Genomic DNA, 18847 nt, shown 5'->3' with positions numbered 1-18847 from the left:
GAGCACTTCTTCGGCAAGACCCCGCAGACCAAGGAAATGGTCCAGGACCTGACCGACGACCAGATCTGGAACCTCAAGCGCGGCGGCCACGACTACAACAAGGTCTACGCCGCGTACAAGGCCGCCACCGAGTTCAAGGGCAAACCCACCGTCATCCTGGCCCACACGGTCAAGGGCTACGGCCTGGGCACCCACTTCGAGGGCCGCAACGCGACCCACCAGATGAAGAAGCTCACCCTCGCGGACCTCAAGGCCTTCCGCGACCACCTGCGCATCCCGATCACCGACGACCAGCTCGAAGCGGACCTCTACCGGCCCCCGTACTACCACCCCGGCATGGACTCCCCGGAGATCCAGTACCTGATGGGCCGCCGCAAGGAACTCGGCGGCTTCGTCCCCGAACGCCGGCCGGACCATGCGCCCGTGGAGTTGCCCGACCCCGCAACATATGAGGTCGCCAAACGGGGTTCCGGCAAGCAACAGGCCGCCACCACCATGGCGTTTGTCCGCCTGCTCAAGGACCTGCTCCGGGACAAGAAGTTCGGCCATCGCATTGTCCCGATCGTGCCGGATGAATCCCGCACGTTCGGCATGGACGCGTTCTTCCCGACGGCGAAGATCTACAACCCGGACGGCCAGGGCTACCTGTCCGTTGACCGGGAACTGGTCCTCGCCTACAAGGAATCGGCCCAGGGCCAGCTGATCCACCCGGGCATCAACGAGGCCGGGGCGGTCGCCGCGTTCACCGCCGCGGGCACCTCCTACGCCACCCACGGCGAGCCGCTAGTGCCGATCTACGTGTTCTACTCGATGTTCGGTTTCCAGCGCACCGGCGATTCCTTCTGGGCCGCCGCGGACCAGATGACCCGCGGGTTCATCATCGGCGCCACCGCAGGGCGCACCACTCTGACCGGCGAAGGCCTGCAGCACGCCGACGGACACTCCCCCATCCTCGCCGCCACCAACCCGGCAGTGCTCACCTACGACCCGGCATTTGGGTACGAAATGGGCCACATCATCCGGGACGGGCTGGAGCGGATGTATGGCCCCGGCAACGACGCAGACCGGAACCTGATGTACTACCTCACGGTCTACAACGAGCCGATCTTCCAGCCGGCCGAACCCGAGAACCTCGATGTCAACGGTGTGCTGAAAGGCATCTACCGGGTGTCGGCGTCGGACGTTGAAGGGCCCAAGAGCCAGATCCTGGCCTCCGGTGTGTCCGTCCCCTGGGCCCTCGAGGCCCAGCGGATCCTCGCCGAGGACTGGGGCGTCTCCGCCGATGTCTGGTCCGTGACCTCCTGGACCGAACTGCGCCGCGACGCCATGGCCGCCGAGGAAGAAGCCTTCCTCAACCCGGGTGAGCCCGCCCGTGTCCCGTTCGTCACCCAGCAGCTCGCCGGCGCCACCGGCCCGATTGTCGCGGTCACGGACTACATGAAGGCCGTGCCCGACCAGATCCGGCAGTTCCTCCCGAACGAGTTCGCCTCGCTCGGCGCCGACGGCTTCGGCTTCTCCGACACCCGCGCCGCGGCACGCCGCTTCTTCAAGAACGACATCCACTCCGTGGTGGTCCGTTCCCTGCAGATGCTCGCCCGCCGCGGCGAAGTCGACGCCGGGGTGCCCGCCTACGCGATGGACCGTTACAAGCTCCTGGACGTCAACGCCGGGACCACCGGCGGAGCGGGCGGCGACGCCTGACCCCATCGATCGGGCAGTTGACGGCAGTGTTCCCCCGGAACACTGCCGTCAACTGCTATATGGGCTGGATAGGCTGGAGGTTGCATAGGCTGGGGCCATGGCTGACTCATCGGAACGGCTCACGACGGCTGCACAGAGGACGTCGACACAGAGGACGTCGACACGGACGACGGCGGTCCTGCTCGCCGCCGGAGCCGGGACCCGGCTGGGCCTCGGGCCCAAGGCGCTGCTCCCGTTCCGGGGCCGCACGCTGGTTGAAGTGCTCGCAGGGGTGCTGCTCGACGGCGGCTGCCGTGAAGTCGTGGTGGTCCTGGGCGCCGAAGCAGCCAGGGTCCGCGCCGCCACCGACCTCAGCCGGCACACGGTCATCGAAAACCCCGACTGGGCTACCGGGATGGGTGGCTCGTTCCGGGCCGGTGTTGCCGCGGCGGCCCCGGCGGACCATGTGCTGATCGCGCTCGTGGACCAGCCGGGCCTGGGCCCGGAGGCCGTCGCCCGGCTGCAGGCAGCCCACCGTCCGGGCCGCGTGACGGCGGCCGCCTACCGCGATGCGGAGGGCAAGCTGCGGCGGGGGCATCCGCTGCTGCTCGACGCCGGCCTTCGCGCCGAAGCCGCGGAAACGGCAACGGGCGACGCCGGAGCGCGCGTCTTCCTGCAGGCGCACCCGGACCTGGTTGACCTGGTGGACTGCAGCGACCTCTCCGGCGGCGAGGACCTCGACTCCCCCGACCAGCTGCACCTTCTGGACTCGGGTCCCGAATAGCAACGCGGGTTTTAGCACGGGCGGGCTAAGAGCTCCTGCAGGCCAAGCTTGAACCCGGCCCTGCCGCCGTGGGCGGGATGCCTGACTTTCGGCACGTCCAGGTCACTGAGCTGCAGGCTGCGGTGCGCCACATTGCCCACGGCCACCACGGATTCGACCGGAAACTCTTCCGTCAGCGCCTGCCAAAACGGAGTTCCAAGGGCAACCTCGGAGGCCCTTGGCGTACGGTTGGACAGCGGCCGGCCAGGTACGTGCGTGTGCCACGGACAGGCACTCCACAGCAGCGGCAGGAATTCCAGTTCAGCCAGCACCTCCCACATCACCGTGGCCGTCGGTTCCGCCGCGATTCCCGCGGCATCTGCCGGAAGCGCGTAGCCCTTCCCCGGCCCGAACAGCCCGAACGAGTTGGCCCCGCCCTCGAACGTGGTGCGGTTGGTGAAAGGAACTCCGGTGATCCTCATGCCGCGGAAGCCTGGCGCATCGCCCAGCAGCAGCACCCTTGGACGCCGGTCCAGCATTTCCTGCAGATAGAGCTCCAGGTTCCGGCGCCGCTGGGCATTGCCGGCATCGCCAAAGGCGAAAAAGTTGTTACACCCCGGCCCGGTCTCCACGGACGCCAGCCGCTCAACGAAGGCCCGGATCGCGGCATCGGCCATGCGGGCGCCCCTTCCAGCAGCAAGTGTGCCTGAAATGGTATCCGGGGACCCCGCCAAAGCGCATGCGGTTCAACCAACGCGGGGTGGGGTCAGTCCAGCCGCTTTCAGGCCGAGGTAGATCTTGTCTCGGGAGATCGGCAGCTGGGAGAACCTCACGCCGGTGGCGTTCCTGATGGCGTTCGCCAGCGCCGGCGCCACCGGATTGAACGGGCTCTCACTCATCGACTTCGCGCCCAGCGGGCCCAGCTTGTCGGCCGTATCGGCGAAGTACACCTCGCTGCGCGGCACGTCCGCGAAGGTCGGGACGTGGTACTGCCGCAGGACGTCGGTGGTGACCCGGCCGGCGTCGTCGACCTTGACTTCCTCGTACAGCGCAGAGCCGAGGGCCTGCGCGATCCCGCCCTCGATCTGGCCGCGGCACTGGCGCGGATTGACCACCACGCCGGCATCGGCCGCCTGCACGCTCTGCAGGATCCGCAGCTCCCCCGTCCCGGCATTCACGGCCACCCGGAAGCCCTGGACGTTGAACGCCACCGAACGCGGCGTCCCGCCCCAATGCCCCTCGGCGGCGAGCTCGACGCCGGCTTCCGCCGCGGCGTCGTAAATTTCCGTCAGCGGCACCCGGGTCCCCTCACAGACCACGGCGTCCCCGTCCAGCAGGCAGCCGGAGGACTGAACCCCGCGGATGCCGGCGGCGAAACCGCGGATGCGGACGGCGAGGTCCTCGGCGGCCGCCAGCGTCGCCTTGCCCGCCACCACGGTGCCGGCGGATCCGAACGCACCGGAGTCGTGGTCCACGAGGTCGGTGTCGGACTGCCGAACGGTGACGTGTGCGGCGTCGGTGGACAGCGCCGTGGCCGCTAGCTGCGCGTGGACCGTGGTGGTGCCATTGCCGAATTCTGCCGTCCCGACGTCGGCGGCGTACGTCCCGTCCGGCAGGAGCCGGAGCCTGGAGTGGGCAAAGTGGCCGCGCGGCGGGACGGTGTCGATCATGGACAGGGCCGTCCCCTGCCCGACCATCCAGTCCGGTCCCAGGGTGTCGAGGCCGGCCGCGCGGCCGAGTTCCCGGCCGCGGGCCAGGGCGTCCTCCACCAGCTTGGTGCACTGGTCCAGGCCGTAGCTGCCGTAGCGGACGTCCTCCTGGGGCTCATCGCGGGTGGACAGCATGTCGTCGCCTTCTCTGACCATGTTCCGGCGGCGGAACTCCAGGGGGTCCATGCCGATCCCGGTCGCGAGCTCGTCGATGCCGGATTCGATCGCGAAGATCATCTGGCTTAGTCCGTAGCCGCGGAAAGCGCCCGAGGGCACGGTGTTGGTGTACACGGCGTGGGCGTCCACTTTCTTGTTGGCGCACTTGTACACCCCCAGCGACTCGCCGCAGCCGTGGAACATGACCCCGGGCGCGTGGTTGCCGTAGGCGCCGGTGTTCGTGAGCACTTCCAGCTGCAGTGCGGTCAGCCGGCCGTCGCGGCTGGCGCCGGCCTTGAGATGGATGGTGAACGGATGCCTGGTGGTGGCCGCCGTGAATTGTTCGGTCCGGGTGAATTCAAGCTGCACGGGCCGGTTGAGCTTCAGGGCGGCCAGCGCGACGACGTCCTCGGTGAGCACTTCCTGTTTGCCGCCAAACCCGCCGCCCACCCGTCCCGCCACCACCCGGATCTGCTCCTCGGGCAGGCCGAAGACCCGGGCCAGGGTCCGCCGGACCAGGAACGGGACCTGGCTGGAGGTGCGGATCAGCAGCCGCCCGTCGCTGCCGACGGAGGCGATGGACGCGTGGGTTTCGAGCGCCATGTGCTGCACCCGCTGGGTCCGGTAGGTGTGCTCGTGGACGAAGTCCGCGGCGGCGAAGCCGGCCGCCACATTGCCGAGCTCGGAATGCAGTTCCGCCACGACATTGCGTTCCGGCTGGCTGATGCGGGCCGTGGCCGCGTCCTTGTCTCCGTGGATGGCTGGGGCGCCGGGGAGCATGGCCTGCTCCGGGGTGAAGACAGCCTCCAGCAGTTCGTAGTCGACCCTGAGGGCCCGCACGCCCGCCTCCGCCGCCGCCACGGTCACGGCGACGACGGCGGCGACCCGCTGGCCGGTGAACCGCACGACGTCGTCGAACACGCGGGTGTCGTCCGGGTCGTCGGTGTAGAGCTCGTGCTGCGCGGTCGAAAACAGCTGCGCCGGGGAGTCATGGTGGGTAAGGACCGCTTCGACTCCGGGAATGGCCAGCGCGGCCGCCGCGTCGATGGAGCGGATGCGGGCGTGGGCGTGCGGGGAGCGCAGCAGCTTCATGTGCAGCAACCCGGGCAGTTCCCCGGCCGGGACGTCCAGGGTGTAGCGGGCCTGTCCGGTGACGACGGCGAGGCTGGCAGGGGCGGGAACGTCGTCTCCCAGCTGCCCGGGGCGCGGCTCCGGCTGGCCCGGCCCGGCGATCCCGGATCCCGAGCCGGCGGGGTCCGGGTGACGGGATTTGCCGTGCACGGCCTCCCCGCAGACGGCGTCCTCGATGGCGCGGTATCCCGTGCACCGGCACAGGTTGCCCTTGAGGTTGCGGGGCAGGTCCGCCTTCTGCCCGTCGTCGAAGGCGGCCGCCGTCATCACCAGGCCGGCCGTGCAAAAACCACACTGGAAGCCCTGCCGGTCCAGGAACTGCTGCTGCATCGGATGGAGCGCAGCACCGGCGGGGGCTTCAGCAGCCCGGGAGGCATCGGAGGCGCAAGTGGCGGCCAGGCCCTCGATGGTGGTGACGGCCCGGCCCTCCGCGCGGACGGCGGGATAGATGCAGCTGTGCACGGGCATCCCGTCCACGTGCACCGTGCACGCGCCGCAGTCGCCGGCGTCGCAGCCCTTCTTCACGCCCAGGTTCCCCTGCTCACGCAGGAACGTCCGCAGGCACTGGCCCGGGCGGGGTTCGGCCTGCGCCGGGGCGCCGTTGATCTCGATGGGGCGGTTGATCTCAGCTGACATGGTCAGGCCCCTTCCGCCCGGAATGCGGCGGGCAAGGGCCTGCCCCGCGGCGGCCAGAAGTCACCGGAGACGCGCGGCGGCTCGTGGCCTGCCGGGGCGGTGAGTTCGGCCAGGATTTCGTGGGCCAGCCGGTATGTCATGTCCTTGCGCCATTCGGGCAGGCCGTGGACGTCGTCGTGGTACAGCTCGTCCGGGATGGCGGCGTCCAGGGCCCCGGTAAGGGCGGCGGCAAGGGCCCCGGGGAGAGCGTCCGCGGGCGCCGCACTGGTTTTCAGGCGCAGCTGGACGGGGCGTTTGGTCGCCGCGGTGACGGTCAGGACCAGCCTGCCGCCGGCGTCGAGCCTGCCGATCAGCAGCACCGCGGACCTGCCCAGGTTGCTCATCGACAGCCGGCGGAACGCCACCCGGGAGGACAGGGCCGACGCCGGCAGGCTCACGCTGCGCAGGAGCTCGCCGGGAGCGAGGGCGTTGGTTCCGTCGCCCGTGACAAAGTCCGGCACCGGAAGCGTGCGGGCGCCGCCACCGGGGCCCAAAATGGTGGCTGTGCCCTCGAGCGCCGCGCAGAGCGAGATGATGGGCCCGGCAGGCAGGGCGGTACACAGGTTGCCGCCCACCGTGGACATGTTCCAGACCTTGAAGGACGCCACAAACGACTCGCAGCACGGGCGGACGAGCTCCATGCCGGGCCAGTTCCCGGCCAGCCCCCGGCCGGCATCCGAATCGGGGAATGCGTAGAGCTGCGCGATGGTGCAGGTTGCCGCCAGCTCGATGCCCGCCGGCGAGACTGCCAGGGGTGTCCAGTCCGTCCCGCCGAGGTCCAGGAGACGCCGGAGCGGCTCCTCCCCGGAGGCGGGGCTCCCGGCGGAGAACAGCACGGTTCCCCCGGCGAGCCAGGCGTCCCCTTCGCGCCAGTCGGCCGGATCCGTTGTGCGGACCACGGCTTCGATGGTGTTCATGTCCATGGGACCTCCTGACGTACCGGGATGCCGGCGCTGCTGTCGTGATCAGTTGGTGCATAGTGGTGGATCGGGCCGCTGGCGTCCTTGAGGGACACGCTGCCCTGGGCCAGCCCGGCGGACCTGCTCCGGTTGGCCACGATTTCCGCTGCGATGGACACCGCCACCTCTTCCGGCGTGACGGCGCCGAGGTCCAGGCCGATGGGCGAGTGCAGCCGGGCCAGGTCCCGTTCGGCCACACCTGTCCGCCGCAGGGCATCGATCCGGGCGCTGTGGCTGCGCCTGGACCCCATGGCGCCGACGTAGGCCACATCCAGGCCAAGCGCGGCCTGCAGGAGCGGGACATCGAATTTCGGATCATGCGTGAGCACGCAGATGGCCGTCCGGGAATCGGTGCGCCCGGCCCCCACCTGGTCCGCGAGGTACCGGTGCGGCCAGGCCGTGGCGATTTCGTCCGCGGCGCTGAACCGGTCCTGCTGTGCGAAGGCCGGACGCGCATCGCACAACGTGACGTGGAAGCCCAGGAGTTTCGCGGCGGGCAGCAGTGCCGCACCAAAGTCATTGGCGCCGAAGATCAACAGGCGCGGCGCGGGCAGCCGGCTCTCCACCAGCAGGCTCACGGGCTCCGGCCGGCAATCCCCCGCAGACGCGAGCCGGACCAGCCCGGTGCGGCCTCCCCGCAGCAGCGGTTCCAGCTGGGCCGCCGCCGCCAGCAGCATGCGCGAGGCACCGCCGGGACCGGGCGCCCCCGACGGCTCGGCCCCCGGCAGTTCAGCCCCCAGCAGCGCGGCCAGTTCGGCGGACTGCACCGCTTGGAAGGCCGGGGGGTCAGCAACCACGACGGCGCCGCTCCCGCCGGCGTCCACCCTGCGGATCAGCGCCGCCCCGCTGCCCGGCCGCCGCCGGGCCAGGCCGTTCAGGCTCTCCAGCCGCAGCCGGCCTGGCCCCGGCCCCAGGGGTTCGATGTGGATTTCCAGCCCGCCGCCGCAGGTCAGGCCGGCGGCAAACGCGTCCTCGGCGCTGTAGCCGAAGAACTCCCGGCGCGTCCCGCCGTCGCGCAGTGCCTCCAGGGCCGACTCCACGACGGCCCCTTCAATGCAGCCGCCGGACAGGCTGCCCAGCACCTCGCCGGCGTCGGAGACCAGCATGGAGGTGCCCACGGGCCTCGGCACGGATCCTGACGTGCCCACCACGGTGGCCACCGCGCAGCGCTGCCCGGAGGCGGCCGGCCGCCAGGTGACCAGGTGCGGGAGCAGATCCAACATGGCCGCTGGCCCCGGCGCTAGTACTCGGTCCTGGACTTGAGCGAGTTCCAGGCATTGAAGGGGTCCAGGGCCGCGGGGGCGTGCGGGTCGGTCAGTTCCAGCCTGCCCACCGGCATGAGCGCGTCGCGCTGATCGTTTTCGAAGTATTCGTAGAAGACGGCATCATCGAAGCCGGCGGACGCGGCGTCGTGCCGGTCCGCGGCGAACACCACGCGCGACACCCGCGCCCACAGCGCTGACGCCAGGCACATGGGGCACGGCTCGCAGCTGCAGTAGAGCGTGGCGCCGCTGAGATCGAACGTGCCAAGTTCGCGGCAGGCCCGCCGGATGGCCGTGACTTCGGCGTGCGCGGTGGGATCGTTGGTGGCGGTGACCCGGTTGACACCGTCGAACGCTTGGCCGTCCGCGGTGACCACGACGGCGCCGAACGGGCCGCCGCTGTCCAGGACGTTGGCCGTGGCCAACTCGATGGACCTCGCCAGGAACTTCTGGGCCGTATCGGTTGCTCTCACGCTGCCACTCCCTACCTGCGGAAGCCGGTACACCGCTGCGGGAACGCAAGGGCCGGATGCGACGGTGACCAGTCTTCAGCATGTGCCTTGAAGGTTGCGCCTGGTAGATAGCGTCCCGGAACCGGGCCGCCCGCCGTTGGCAAGACTGACAGTAGCACCGGGACGTCCGCGCGGCGCCCCCAATTTAGGGGAAGCCCGGTTTCGTTGTGTGAAATCTCTGTTTCCGGGCCGTCACGCCCCGCCGTCGCACCCACGGAAGCGCCGACCACGCCACAGGAGGGGCGGCCGCCCGGGGCGGCTACCGCCCGAAGAGCGGCAGCGAGCGCAGCCAGCGGGAAAAGCCGCGGTCCCTGCGCTCACACTCGGCCGGAATGTAGAAGTCCGGGTCTGTGCCGCCGAACGGCAGGTACAGCTCCTGGCCCGGGGCCGGAAATTCGGGCGCCGGAACTTCAGGCGCGGGAAATTCAATGGTGGTGCTGTCCTTCTCCTGCGAGTCCATGGACTCCCCCTCATAGCTTGTGTGGCATAGCTTGTGTGGCATTCGTTGTGTGTGGCCGCTTCGATGCGTTCGTTGCGCCGGATCAAACCGGTCGACACAGTTCCACGAAACTTCCACAATTCGGAAGTAATTTCTTGTTATGTGGAAGTCTATGTGGCGCGGGAACCGCCGGTCAAGGGTGCGGCCAGGAGTGGGCCCAGGGCTGCACTCGCACGCCGGGACCCTCGCGGTCACAATCCGATTTTTCACAAAGTGATGTACACCACGGCCGGACCGGGCTACGCTTAATCCCAATTCGTGGCGCAGGTCACGTAACCTGGGAGCAGCAGGCAGGGTCGTAATGAGCTGGCATCAACTGATGTCGGCTCTTTTTTGTGGGTCGACGGAATAAGAAACGCGCGGGAAACAAGCGCTTAATTTCTATGTGGGACTTTGGTGCCACATACCTGAAGTTGGGAATCAGACCATGAGCAACAAGATCGTCCTCGGCCACAACCAGTACGGAAAAGCCGAAGTCCGGGTCGTCAAGATCACCAGGGACACCGACCGCCATGAGATCGAAGACCTGAACGTCACCTCGCAGCTCCGGGGAGACTTCGCAGCCGCCCACCTCGAAGGCGACAACAGCCACGTGGTGGCCACGGACACCCAAAAGAACACGATCTACGCCTTCGCCCGGGACGGCATCGGCTCCCCGGAAGCCTTCCTGCTGCGGCTGGGCAAGCATTTCACCTCGAACTTCGACTGGGTCACCGGCGGCCGCTGGGCTGCCGAGTCCTACAAATGGGACCGGATCCAGGCCCACGGCACCGGGCACGACCACTCCTTCGTCCGCAGCGGCCAGGAAGTCCGCACCGCAGTCCTTGTCCGCGACGGCGCCACCGAGCACCTAATCGCCGGGCTCAAGGACCTCACCGTGCTGAAGTCGACCCAGTCCGGATTCAGCGGCTTCCCGCGGGACAAGTACACCACCCTCCCGGAGACCGCGGACCGCATCCTCGCCACGGACGTCTCGGCCCGCTGGCGTTTCAGGACCGGCACCGATTTCAGCACGTTCGACTTCAACAAGAGCTACGAGGACGTCAAGAGCCTGCTGCTGGAGGGCTTCAGCGAAAAGTACTCTCACGCCCTGCAGCAGACCCTGTTCGAGATGGGCGCCAAGGTCCTGGAAGCGCACACCGAGATCGACGAGATCAAGTTCTCCATGCCCAACAAGCACCACTTCCTGGTCGACCTATCGCCCTTCGGCCTGGATAACCCGAACGAGGTCTTCTTTGCCGCCGACCGCCCCTACGGCCTGATCGAGGCGACCGTCCAGCGCGATGACGCCAGTCCTGCGGAGATCGCCTGGAACGGGATCGCCGGCTTCTGCTAGGCCACCCGGGCCCCGGGGCTCCCTATGACCCCGGAGCCGGCCCGGGCCACCGGGCCGGCACTTCAGCACCTCAGCACCCATCAATCAACACCCTTTAGCCAGTACCCGTTAGCCAGACATTGTTAGCCGGACGACGACGTCCGCCATGAACCAAGAAGGTCTGCCATGAACGCACGCAAGAAATTGACCGCACGGTTGCCACGCACCGGCGGCACAGGAGGTTCCGGCGGCACGCCCCGCCCCGAAGACGAACGGCTCTCCATCGGAAGCAGCTTCGCCTACGGCTTCCAGCACGTCCTGACCATGTACGGCGGCATCATCGCCGTCCCCCTGATCGTTGGCCAGGCCGCCGGCCTGGCTCCGGCCGACGTCGGGGTCCTGATCGCCGCCGCCCTCTTCATGGGTGGCCTGGCAACCCTGCTCCAGACGCTGGGAGTGCCGTTCTTCGGCTCCCAGCTCCCCCTGGTCCAGGGCGTTTCCTTCGCCAGCGTGGCGACAATGGTCGCCATCGTCACCGGCGGAGGCGGCCTGCCGGCCGTGTTCGGCGCCGTCATCGCCTCGGCGGCCATCGGGCTGCTGATCGCCCCGGTGTTCTCCAAGATCGTCCGGTTCTTCCCGCCGGTCGTCACGGGAACGGTCATCACCACCATCGGCCTTACCCTGATGCCCGTGGCGGCCAACTGGGCCATGGGTGGAAACAAGAAGGCCCCGGACTACGGGAGCGTGGCCAACATCGGGCTGGCGGCCATTACCCTGGCCCTCGTGCTCCTGCTGAGCAAGGTCGGCAGTGCCACCATTTCCCGCCTCTCCATCCTGCTGGCCATGGTGGTCGGAACGGAGATCGCCGTGGTGACCGGCATGGCGGACTTCTCCAAGGTCGGTGACGGCCCGATCGTCGCCTTCCCCGCACCATTCCACCTCGGCGCCCCCACCTTCGAGGCCGCCGCCATCATCTCCATGCTGATCGTGGTCCTGGTGATCCTGACCGAGACCATGGCCGACATCCTGGCCGTCGGGGAGATCGTGGGCACCCGGGTCGACTCGAAGCGGATCGCTGCGGGCCTGCGGGCCGACATGGTCTCCAGCCTGGTGGCGCCGGTCTTCGGCTCCTTCACCCAGAGCGCGTTCGCCCAGAACGTCGGCCTGGTCGCCGTCACCAAGATCAAGAGCCGCTACGTCGTGGCGGCGGGCGGTGTCATCCTGGTGCTGTTGGGCCTGCTGCCGGTGCTCGGCCGCGTGGTGGCGGCGGTTCCCACTGCCGTCCTGGGCGGCGCCGGGATCGTACTCTTCGGCACCGTGGCGGCGAGCGGCATCCGCACCCTGGCCAAGGTGGAGTACCGGAACAACATGAACCTGATCATCGTCGCGGCCTCCATCGGCTTCGGGATGATCCCGATCGCGGCCCCCACGTTCTACGACAAGTTCCCCAGCTGGTTCGCAACGATCTTCCACTCCGGCATCAGCTCCGCCGCCGTCATGGCCATCTCGCTGAACCTGCTCTTCAACCACCTGAAGAAGGGCAACTCGGAGAACCAGTCGGTCTTCGTGGCCGGGACGGGCCGGGTGATCCGCGAGGAGGACCTCCAGTGCCTGGCCGAGGGCGACCGCTATGAGAACGGCAAACTGATCGACTGCGAGGGCAAGGAAGTCCCGGTGGCATCCTCCAAAGTCGCGGCGGACGAGCACTAGGCAGCCAGGCATCGCCGCGATCGCAGACGCTGGCGGGGCCCACAGCCGTGGGCCCCGCCAGTCGTGCCTGCAGGAAGCTTCCGGCCCGGCGGCCGGAGGCGTTCCGGGCTCAGCCCTGCTTGAGCTCGTCCGAAATCGCCCGGGCGGCGTCCCGCAGCAGCGGCACGGCCTTGTCCGCGAAGGCCTTGTCCACCCGGGAGACCGGTCCGGAGACGGAGATGGCGGCCGGCGTCGGGGCATCGGGGATGGCCATCGCGAAGCAGCGCACGCCCACCTCCTGCTCTTCCTCGTCAATGGAGTAGCCGCGCTGGCGGATGAGCTCCAGGTCTTCCAGCAGCGCTTCGACGTTGCTGATGCTCTTCGGCGTGGGCGTCGGCATACCCTGGCGTCCCACGATCCCGCGGACCGTGGCGTCGTCCAGCTGGGCCAGGATCGCCTTGCCCATGCCGGTGGCGTGCATGTAGCCGCGCTTGCCCACCTCGGTGAACATGCGCATCGAGTGCAGCGAGGGCACCTGGGCGACGTAGATGACCATGTCGGAGTCCAGGACGCCCATGTTCGCCGTTTCGCCCAGCCGGTCCACGAGCGATTTGAGCTGCGGCCTGGCGAGGGAGCCGAGCTGCTTGTTGGCCGCCTCCCCCAGCCGGATCAGCCGCGGCCCCAGCGCATAGCGGCGGTTGGGGAGCTGCCGGATATACCCCAGGGACACCAGGGTGCGCAGGAGCCGGTGAATGGTGGGAAGGGGCAGGTCGGTGGAGTTGGATAGCTCGCTGAGCGTGACTTCACCGCCGGCATCAGTAATCAGTTCCAGAAGTTCGAAGACGCGCTCAACGGACTGCACGCCTCCCGAGGGCTTTTCAGCCATAACCATTCTCTCCTGCGCGGTCGGCATCGACATTTCTTATCCACATCGTGAAATAAGGCTGAAAATCCAAGATACAGCACACGGCCCGCCGGAGCGATGACCCCAAAGGGTTGTTTTTCCACTAAGCAGATAATAATATCCATAATACGAAAACATCCGTCGAAGCGTAAGCGGCCCTCGCGGGCCATACCAGGAGGAACTCAATGGCGAACCCCAGCCCCGGAAATTCGATCACCCTGCGCGTGCAAGCTCCGTCCAGCTTCACGGCAACCAGCGAACTCGCGGCCGCCGTCGGCGCCGCGGGCGCAGCCATCACGGCACTGGACGTCACCGAGTCCCACCACGAAACGCTGGTGGTCGACGTCACCTGCAACACCACCGACGACGCCCACGCCGCCCGGGTCAAGGACGCGCTCAACGCGCTCGACGGCGTCACGGTCCAGCACGTCTCGGACCGGACCTTCCTCATGCACCTCGGCGGGAAGCTCGAGGTGGTCCCGAAGGTGGCCCTGCGCAACCGCGACGACCTCTCCCGCGCCTACACCCCCGGCGTCGCCCGCGTCTGCCTGGCCATCGCCGAGGACCCCGCCGCCGCGCGGAACCTGACCGTCAAGCGCAACACGATCGCCGTCGTCACGGACGGATCCGCCGTCCTGGGCCTGGGCAACATCGGCCCGGCCGCCGCGCTCCCGGTCATGGAGGGCAAGGCAGCCCTCTTCAAGCAGTTCGCCAACGTGGACGCCTGGCCGGTCTGCCTGGACACCCAGGACACCGAGGAAATCATCATGATCGTCAAGGCCCTCGCCCCGGTCTACGGCGGCGTGAACCTCGAGGACATCGCCGCGCCGCGCTGCTTTGAGATCGAAAGCCGGCTCCGCGAAGAACTCGACATCCCGGTCTTCCACGACGACCAGCACGGCACCGCGATCGTCACCCTGGCCGCCTTGGTCAATGCCCTGCGAGTGGTGGACAAGAAGCTCTCCGAGGTCAGGATCGTGGTCTCCGGCGTCGGCGCCGCAGGCTCCGCGATCATCCAGCTCCTGAAGGCCCAGGGGGCACGGAACATCATCGCCGCCGGCCGTTCGGGAGCCATCCACTTCGGCGAACAGTACGACGACGAGCACCGCACCTGGATCGCCGAGAACACCAACGAGCGGGGCTTCTCGGGGACCCTGCACGAGGCACTCCGCGGCGCGGACGTCTTCATCGGCGTCAGCGCCCCGCACGTGATCGGCGAAGAGCAGGTTGCCTCGATGGCCGATGACGCCATCGTGTTTGCCATGGCCAACCCGACGCCGGAAATCGACCCCGTAATCGCCTCCCGGCACGCCGCCGTCGTCGCCACCGGCCGCAGCGACTTCCCTAACCAGATCAATAACGTGCTCGCCTTCCCCGGCTTCTTCCGCGGGCTGCTGGACGCCGGAGCCGCCGACATCACCCCGGCCATGCTAGTGGCCGCCGCGGAAGCGATCGCGAACCGGGTGGCGGACGATGAACTGAACGCCAGCTACATCATCCCCAGCGTCTTCGACCCCGAAGTTGCCGGCGACGTCGCCTCCGCCGTCGCCGCGGCGGCACGCGAGGGCTCCACCCACGCCGGTGCCCACGCCGTTCCGTCCCACGCCTGATTAGCAGCCTGATTCGCAGCCTAGGAAAGGACCAGAAATGGCTCTCACCGTCACCGATCCCCACCCCGTCGACCGGGCCGGGGAAATCCTGACCCCGGAGGCCCTCGCCTTCGTCGAAGAACTCCACCTCCGCTTTGCCGGAACCCGCGCCGAGCTCCTCAAGGCCCGCGCGCTCAAGCGCGAGCACGTGGCCCGGACCGGCCGGCTGGACTTCCTGCCGGAGACCAAGGAGATCCGCGACGCCGACTGGAGCGTGGCCCCGGCGCCTGCGGCCCTGCAGGACCGCCGGGTCGAGATGACCGGGCCGGCCGCCCCGGCCAAGATGGCGATCAATGCCCTGAACTCCGGCGCGAAGGTGTGGCTCGCCGACCTCGAGGATGCCAGCACGCCCACCTGGTCCAACGTGGTCGAGTCGATCCTCAACCTCCGCGACGCCGCCGACGGCACGCTGAAATACACCTCGCCCGAAGGCAAGGAATACGCGCTGCGCACCGACGCGCCGCTCGCCGTCGTGGTGGCACGCCCGCGGGGCTGGCACATGGCCGAACGGCACCTGCTGATCGGCGGGGAGCACACCGTGGGCGCCCTGGTCGACTTCGGGTTGCACTTCTTCCACACCGCCAAGCGGCTCCTGGCCAATGGCCACGGACCGTACTACTATCTGCCGAAGATGGAGAGCCACCTCGAGGCCCGGCTGTGGAACGAGATCTTCGTCTTCGCCCAGGACTACCTCGGCATCCCGCAGGGCACCGTCCGCGCCACGGTCCTGATCGAGACCATCCCGGCGGCTTTCGAGATGGACGAGATCCTCTACGAGCTCCGCGACCACGCCTCCGGCCTGAACGCCGGCCGCTGGGACTACCTGTTCAGCATCATCAAGTACTTCCGGGATGCAGGCGAAAGCTTCGTCCTCCCCGACCGCGCCACGGTCGCCATGACCGCACCGTTCATGCGGGCCTACACCGATCTCCTGGTCAAGACCTGCCACCGCCGCGGCGCCTTCGCCATGGGCGGCATGGCGGCAGTGATCCCCAACCGGCGCGAACCCGAAGTGACCGCCCAGGCCTTCGAGAAGGTGCGGGCGGACAAGACCCGCGAAGCCGGCGACGGCTTCGACGGCTCCTGGGTGGCCCACCCGGACCTGGTGCCGGTCTGCCGCGAGGTCTTCGACTCCGTCCTGGGCGAGCGGCCCAACCAGCTGGACAAACAGCGGCCCGAGGTCAACGTCACCGCGGACCAGCTCCTGGACATCCGCTCCGCGCAGGGCCAGGTCACCGAGGCCGGCCTGCGGCTGAACCTCTACGTGGCCGTCGCCTACACCGCCGTCTGGATCTCCGGGAACGGTGCCGTGGCCATCCACAACCTGATGGAGGACGCCGCGACGGCGGAAATCTCGCGGTCCCAGGTCTGGCAGCAGATCCGCAACCACTCAGTGCTGGCCGACACCGGCCGGACCGTCACACGCGAGCTGGTGACCGCCATCCTGGCCGAGGAAACCGAGAAGCTCCGCGGCGAGGTGGGCGAGGAAGCCTTCGCCCGGCACTACCTGCCGGCCAGCCGCCTGATCGGTGACATCTGCCTGTCCGAGGACTACACCGACTTCCTCACCACGCCGGCGTACGAGCTGGTGGGCTGAGGCATGGCAGCCACCTCCGCCAGCGCCCGGTCCCATCCACAGACGCAGCCGCAACCGCGCAGCCAGGGTTCCCCGACGACGGCCCTCTCCGGGGCCGACCTCGCCCGGATCGATGCGCGGCTCGCCGACACCGACCTGCTCCTGGAGCGCAGCTACCCGGGCGACGACGGCACCCGCCAGCCGGTGCACACCGTCTACGTCCCGGCCGACCGCTTCAACCCGGAGTTCACCGCCGACTGGGGCGCCCAGGCCCTGGCAGCGGTCGAGGCCCGCGGCGGCGTCGAGAGCCTGTGCGCGCTGCAGGGACAGGAGGCCGGACTGGCCGCCGCCGTCGCACCGCGGGTCCGGGCCAAACTCGCGTGCGAGCCGATCGAGGACCTCCGCCTGGACTTTGAGGACGGGTTCGGCGACCGGGGCGACGACGCCGAGGACGCCGCCGCGCTCACCGCGGCGTCCGCCGTGGCCGTCGCCGTCGCCGCCGGGACCGCGCCGCCCTTCATCGGGATCCGCTTCAAGTGCTTCGAGGCCGCCACCCGCGCCCGGGGCCTGCGGACCCTGGATCTCTTTGTCTCGCGGCTGGCCGCGGCCGGCGAACTGCCGGACGGGCTCATCCTCACCCTGCCCAAGGTCACCACCGTGGCGCAGGTGGAGGCCATGGACTTCGCCGTGTCACGCCTCGAGGAAGTCCACTCACTGCCCGCGGGCCGGCTCCGCTTTGAGGTGCAGGTGGAAACCCCGCAGCTCATCCTGGGCCCGGACGGAACCTCGCCGGTGGCGCGCCTGCCGCATGCGGTGCCCGGCCGGATCAGCGGGCTGCACTACGGCACCTACGACTACTCCGCGTCGCTGCAGATCTCCGCCGAATACCAGTCCATGGAACATCCCGTGGCGGACTTCGCCAAGGAAGTCATGCAGCTTGCCGTGGCCGGCACGGGCATCCGGCTCTCCGACGGCTCCACCAACATCATCCCGGTGGGCGAGAACGTGGAGCAGGCCTGGCAGCTCCACGGCCGGCTGGTCCGCCGGTCGCTGGAACGCGGCTACTACCAGGGCTGGGACCTCCACCCCGCCCAGCTCCCCAGCCGGTTCACCGCGACCTACGCCTTCTACCGGCAGGGGCTTCCCGCCGCCGCGGCCCGGCTCCGCAACTACGTCGAACAGACCGCGGGCGGCGTCATGGACGAGCCCGCCACCGCCCGTGCCCTCGCGGCGTTCGTGCTGCGCGGGGTCCAGTGCGGCGCCGTCGGCGCCGATGAAGTCCTGGCGCTGGCCGGCGTCGCGCTCCCCCAACTCACCGTGCTGGCCCATCCGCGGCTGGCCAACACCTCCACCCCCTCTGCAGAAGGAGCACACTCATGAGCAACTATTTCTACCCCGAGGGCGGCCTTCCGCCGCAGACCCAGATCCTCTCCGACCGCGCCGTGGTCAAGGAGGCCTACACGGTCATTCCCAAGGGCGTGCTCCGGGACATCGTCACCAGCAAGCTGCCGGGCTGGACCAACACCCGGTCCTGGATCATTGCCCGGCCCATCGCCGGCTTTGCCACCACGTTCTCGCAGCTGATTGTCGAGGTAGGCCCGGGCGGCGGCGCGGATAAACCCGAGCCCGAGGCCGGCGTCGAGGGCGTCATCTTCCTGACCAAGGGCGCCCTGTCCCTGACCCTCGAGGGGGAAATCCACAAGCTGGGAGAAGGCGGCTACGCCTACCTTGCCGCCGGTGCCCAGTGGTCCGTGGCGAACGAGTCCGGCGAGATCGCCAGCTTCCAGTGGATCCGGAAGGCCTACGAGCCGCTGGAGGGCTACACGGCGAAATCCTTCGTGACGCGCGACCAGGACGTCGAACCGCGGGCCATGCCCGATACCGACGGCGCCTGGGCCACCACCCGCTTCGTGGACCCGGAGGACCTGGCCCACGACATGCACGTCAACATCGTCACGCTCAAGCCCGGCGCCTCCATCCCCTTCGCGGAGACCCACGTCATGGAACACGGGCTCTTTGTCCTGGAAGGCAAGGCCGTCTACCGTCTCAATGACGACTGGGTGGAGGTGGAGGCCGGCGACTTCATGTGGCTGCGCGCCTTCTGCCCGCAGGCCTGCTACGCCGGCGGCCCGGGCAACTTCCGGTACCTGCTGTACAAGGACGTCAACCGCCAGATCCGCCTGACCTGAGTTCCGCAGCTGTGCAGCCAAACCGAAGCGCCCCGGCCTCCCATGGCCGGGGCGCTTCGGTTTAAACCGCACAGCCGTTGCCGGAGGCCTTGTTAACACGGGAGGGCTATTTCCGCCCAACCGTCACCGCAACAGGGTTGACTGCCACCCGTCACACGCCTAAACTTTTCATAGAGCAA

The 18847-nt window shown here is 68.7% G+C and carries 15 protein-coding genes; 8 read left to right on the top strand and 7 right to left on the bottom strand.

The genetic code is table 11. From position 1 onward, the window contains the following. Together AB4089_RS12740 and nboR are read left to right on the top strand one after the other, a co-directional pair. The coding region (locus AB4089_RS12740) for a transketolase-like TK C-terminal-containing protein (protein WP_441409653.1) at positions 1-1701 on the top strand (1701 nt) is incomplete at its 5' end. A 97-nt stretch (positions 1702-1798) separates the two neighbouring features. Continuing rightward, positions 1799-2464 carry a nicotine blue oxidoreductase gene (gene nboR / locus AB4089_RS12735; protein ID WP_441409652.1) on the top strand — a complete coding sequence of 222 codons (666 nt, stop codon included), beginning with the start codon at positions 1799-1801 and terminating at the stop codon, positions 2462-2464. 11 nt (positions 2465-2475) lie between these two features. Here nboR and AB4089_RS12730 read toward each other — a convergent pair whose 3' ends face one another. The 6 genes from AB4089_RS12730 to AB4089_RS12705 all read right to left on the bottom strand — a co-directional run bounded on the left by AB4089_RS12730 (position 2476) and on the right by AB4089_RS12705 (position 9307). Next, on the bottom strand, positions 2476-3120 hold the full coding sequence (locus AB4089_RS12730) for a uracil-DNA glycosylase (RefSeq protein WP_441409651.1): 645 nt from the start codon (positions 3118-3120) through the stop codon (positions 2476-2478). Positions 3121-3189: 69 nt separating this feature from the next. Next, complete coding sequence (locus tag AB4089_RS12725; RefSeq protein WP_441409650.1) at positions 3190-6075, bottom strand: molybdopterin-dependent oxidoreductase; 2886 nt, start codon at positions 6073-6075, stop codon at positions 3190-3192. A gap of 2 nt (positions 6076-6077) precedes the next feature. Next, the gene (locus AB4089_RS12720; protein ID WP_441409649.1) at positions 6078-7037 is read right to left on the bottom strand and encodes an FAD binding domain-containing protein; all 960 of its coding nucleotides are present in this window, start codon (positions 7035-7037) and stop codon (positions 6078-6080) included. After that, positions 7028-8296 carry an XdhC family protein gene (locus tag AB4089_RS12715; RefSeq protein ID WP_441409648.1) on the bottom strand — a complete coding sequence of 423 codons (1269 nt, stop codon included), beginning with the start codon at positions 8294-8296 and terminating at the stop codon, positions 7028-7030. The genes AB4089_RS12720 and AB4089_RS12715 overlap by 10 nt, the downstream gene beginning before the upstream one ends. A 17-nt stretch (positions 8297-8313) precedes the next feature. Next, positions 8314-8808 (bottom strand): nucleoside deaminase, encoded by a 495-nt coding sequence (locus tag AB4089_RS12710; protein ID WP_441409647.1) that lies wholly within the window; start codon positions 8806-8808, stop codon positions 8314-8316. A gap of 298 nt (positions 8809-9106) precedes the next feature. Next, positions 9107-9307: a hypothetical protein gene (locus AB4089_RS12705; protein ID WP_441409646.1), complete on the bottom strand. Its 201-nt coding sequence runs from the start codon at positions 9305-9307 to the stop codon at positions 9107-9109. A gap of 466 nt (positions 9308-9773) precedes the next feature. Between AB4089_RS12705 and pucL the strand changes: the two genes are divergently transcribed. Further along, positions 9774-10682 carry a factor-independent urate hydroxylase gene (gene pucL / locus AB4089_RS12700; protein ID WP_441409645.1) on the top strand — a complete coding sequence of 303 codons (909 nt, stop codon included), beginning with the start codon at positions 9774-9776 and terminating at the stop codon, positions 10680-10682. A gap of 165 nt (positions 10683-10847) precedes the next feature. Continuing rightward, positions 10848-12371 carry a nucleobase:cation symporter-2 family protein gene (locus tag AB4089_RS12695; RefSeq protein WP_441409644.1) on the top strand — a complete coding sequence of 508 codons (1524 nt, stop codon included), beginning with the start codon at positions 10848-10850 and terminating at the stop codon, positions 12369-12371. 109 nt (positions 12372-12480) lie between these two features. Here AB4089_RS12695 and AB4089_RS12690 read toward each other — a convergent pair whose 3' ends face one another. Next, positions 12481-13236, bottom strand: coding sequence for an IclR family transcriptional regulator (locus AB4089_RS12690; RefSeq protein WP_441409643.1), 756 nt, complete (start codon positions 13234-13236; stop codon positions 12481-12483). Between the two features lie 203 nt (positions 13237-13439). Here AB4089_RS12690 and AB4089_RS12685 point away from each other — a divergent pair, with 203 nt between their 5' ends. Genes AB4089_RS12685 through AB4089_RS12670 form a run of 4 tightly spaced genes read left to right on the top strand, consistent with a single transcriptional unit; the run spans position 13440 to position 18668 of the window. Beyond that, complete coding sequence (locus AB4089_RS12685; protein ID WP_441409642.1) at positions 13440-14864, top strand: NAD-dependent malic enzyme; 1425 nt, start codon at positions 13440-13442, stop codon at positions 14862-14864. 37 nt (positions 14865-14901) lie between these two features. After that, positions 14902-16500, top strand: a complete 1599-nt coding sequence (aceB, locus tag AB4089_RS12680; RefSeq protein ID WP_441409641.1) for a malate synthase A — start codon at positions 14902-14904, stop codon at positions 16498-16500. A 3-nt stretch (positions 16501-16503) separates the two neighbouring features. Next, positions 16504-17859 (top strand): DUF6986 family protein, encoded by a 1356-nt coding sequence (locus tag AB4089_RS12675; protein ID WP_441409640.1) that lies wholly within the window; start codon positions 16504-16506, stop codon positions 17857-17859. Beyond that, on the top strand, positions 17856-18668 hold the full coding sequence (locus AB4089_RS12670; protein ID WP_390206482.1) for a bifunctional allantoicase/(S)-ureidoglycine aminohydrolase: 813 nt from the start codon (positions 17856-17858) through the stop codon (positions 18666-18668). The genes AB4089_RS12675 and AB4089_RS12670 overlap by 4 nt, the downstream gene beginning before the upstream one ends. The last annotated feature ends 179 nt before the right edge of the window (positions 18669-18847 follow it).

Source organism: Arthrobacter sp. 2MCAF15 (genome assembly GCF_052115605.1).
In the GTDB taxonomy this organism is placed as follows: Bacteria; Actinomycetota; Actinomycetes; order Actinomycetales; family Micrococcaceae; genus Arthrobacter.
Note: the sequence above shows the minus strand (reverse complement) of the source record. Positions and strands in the feature narration are given on the sequence as shown.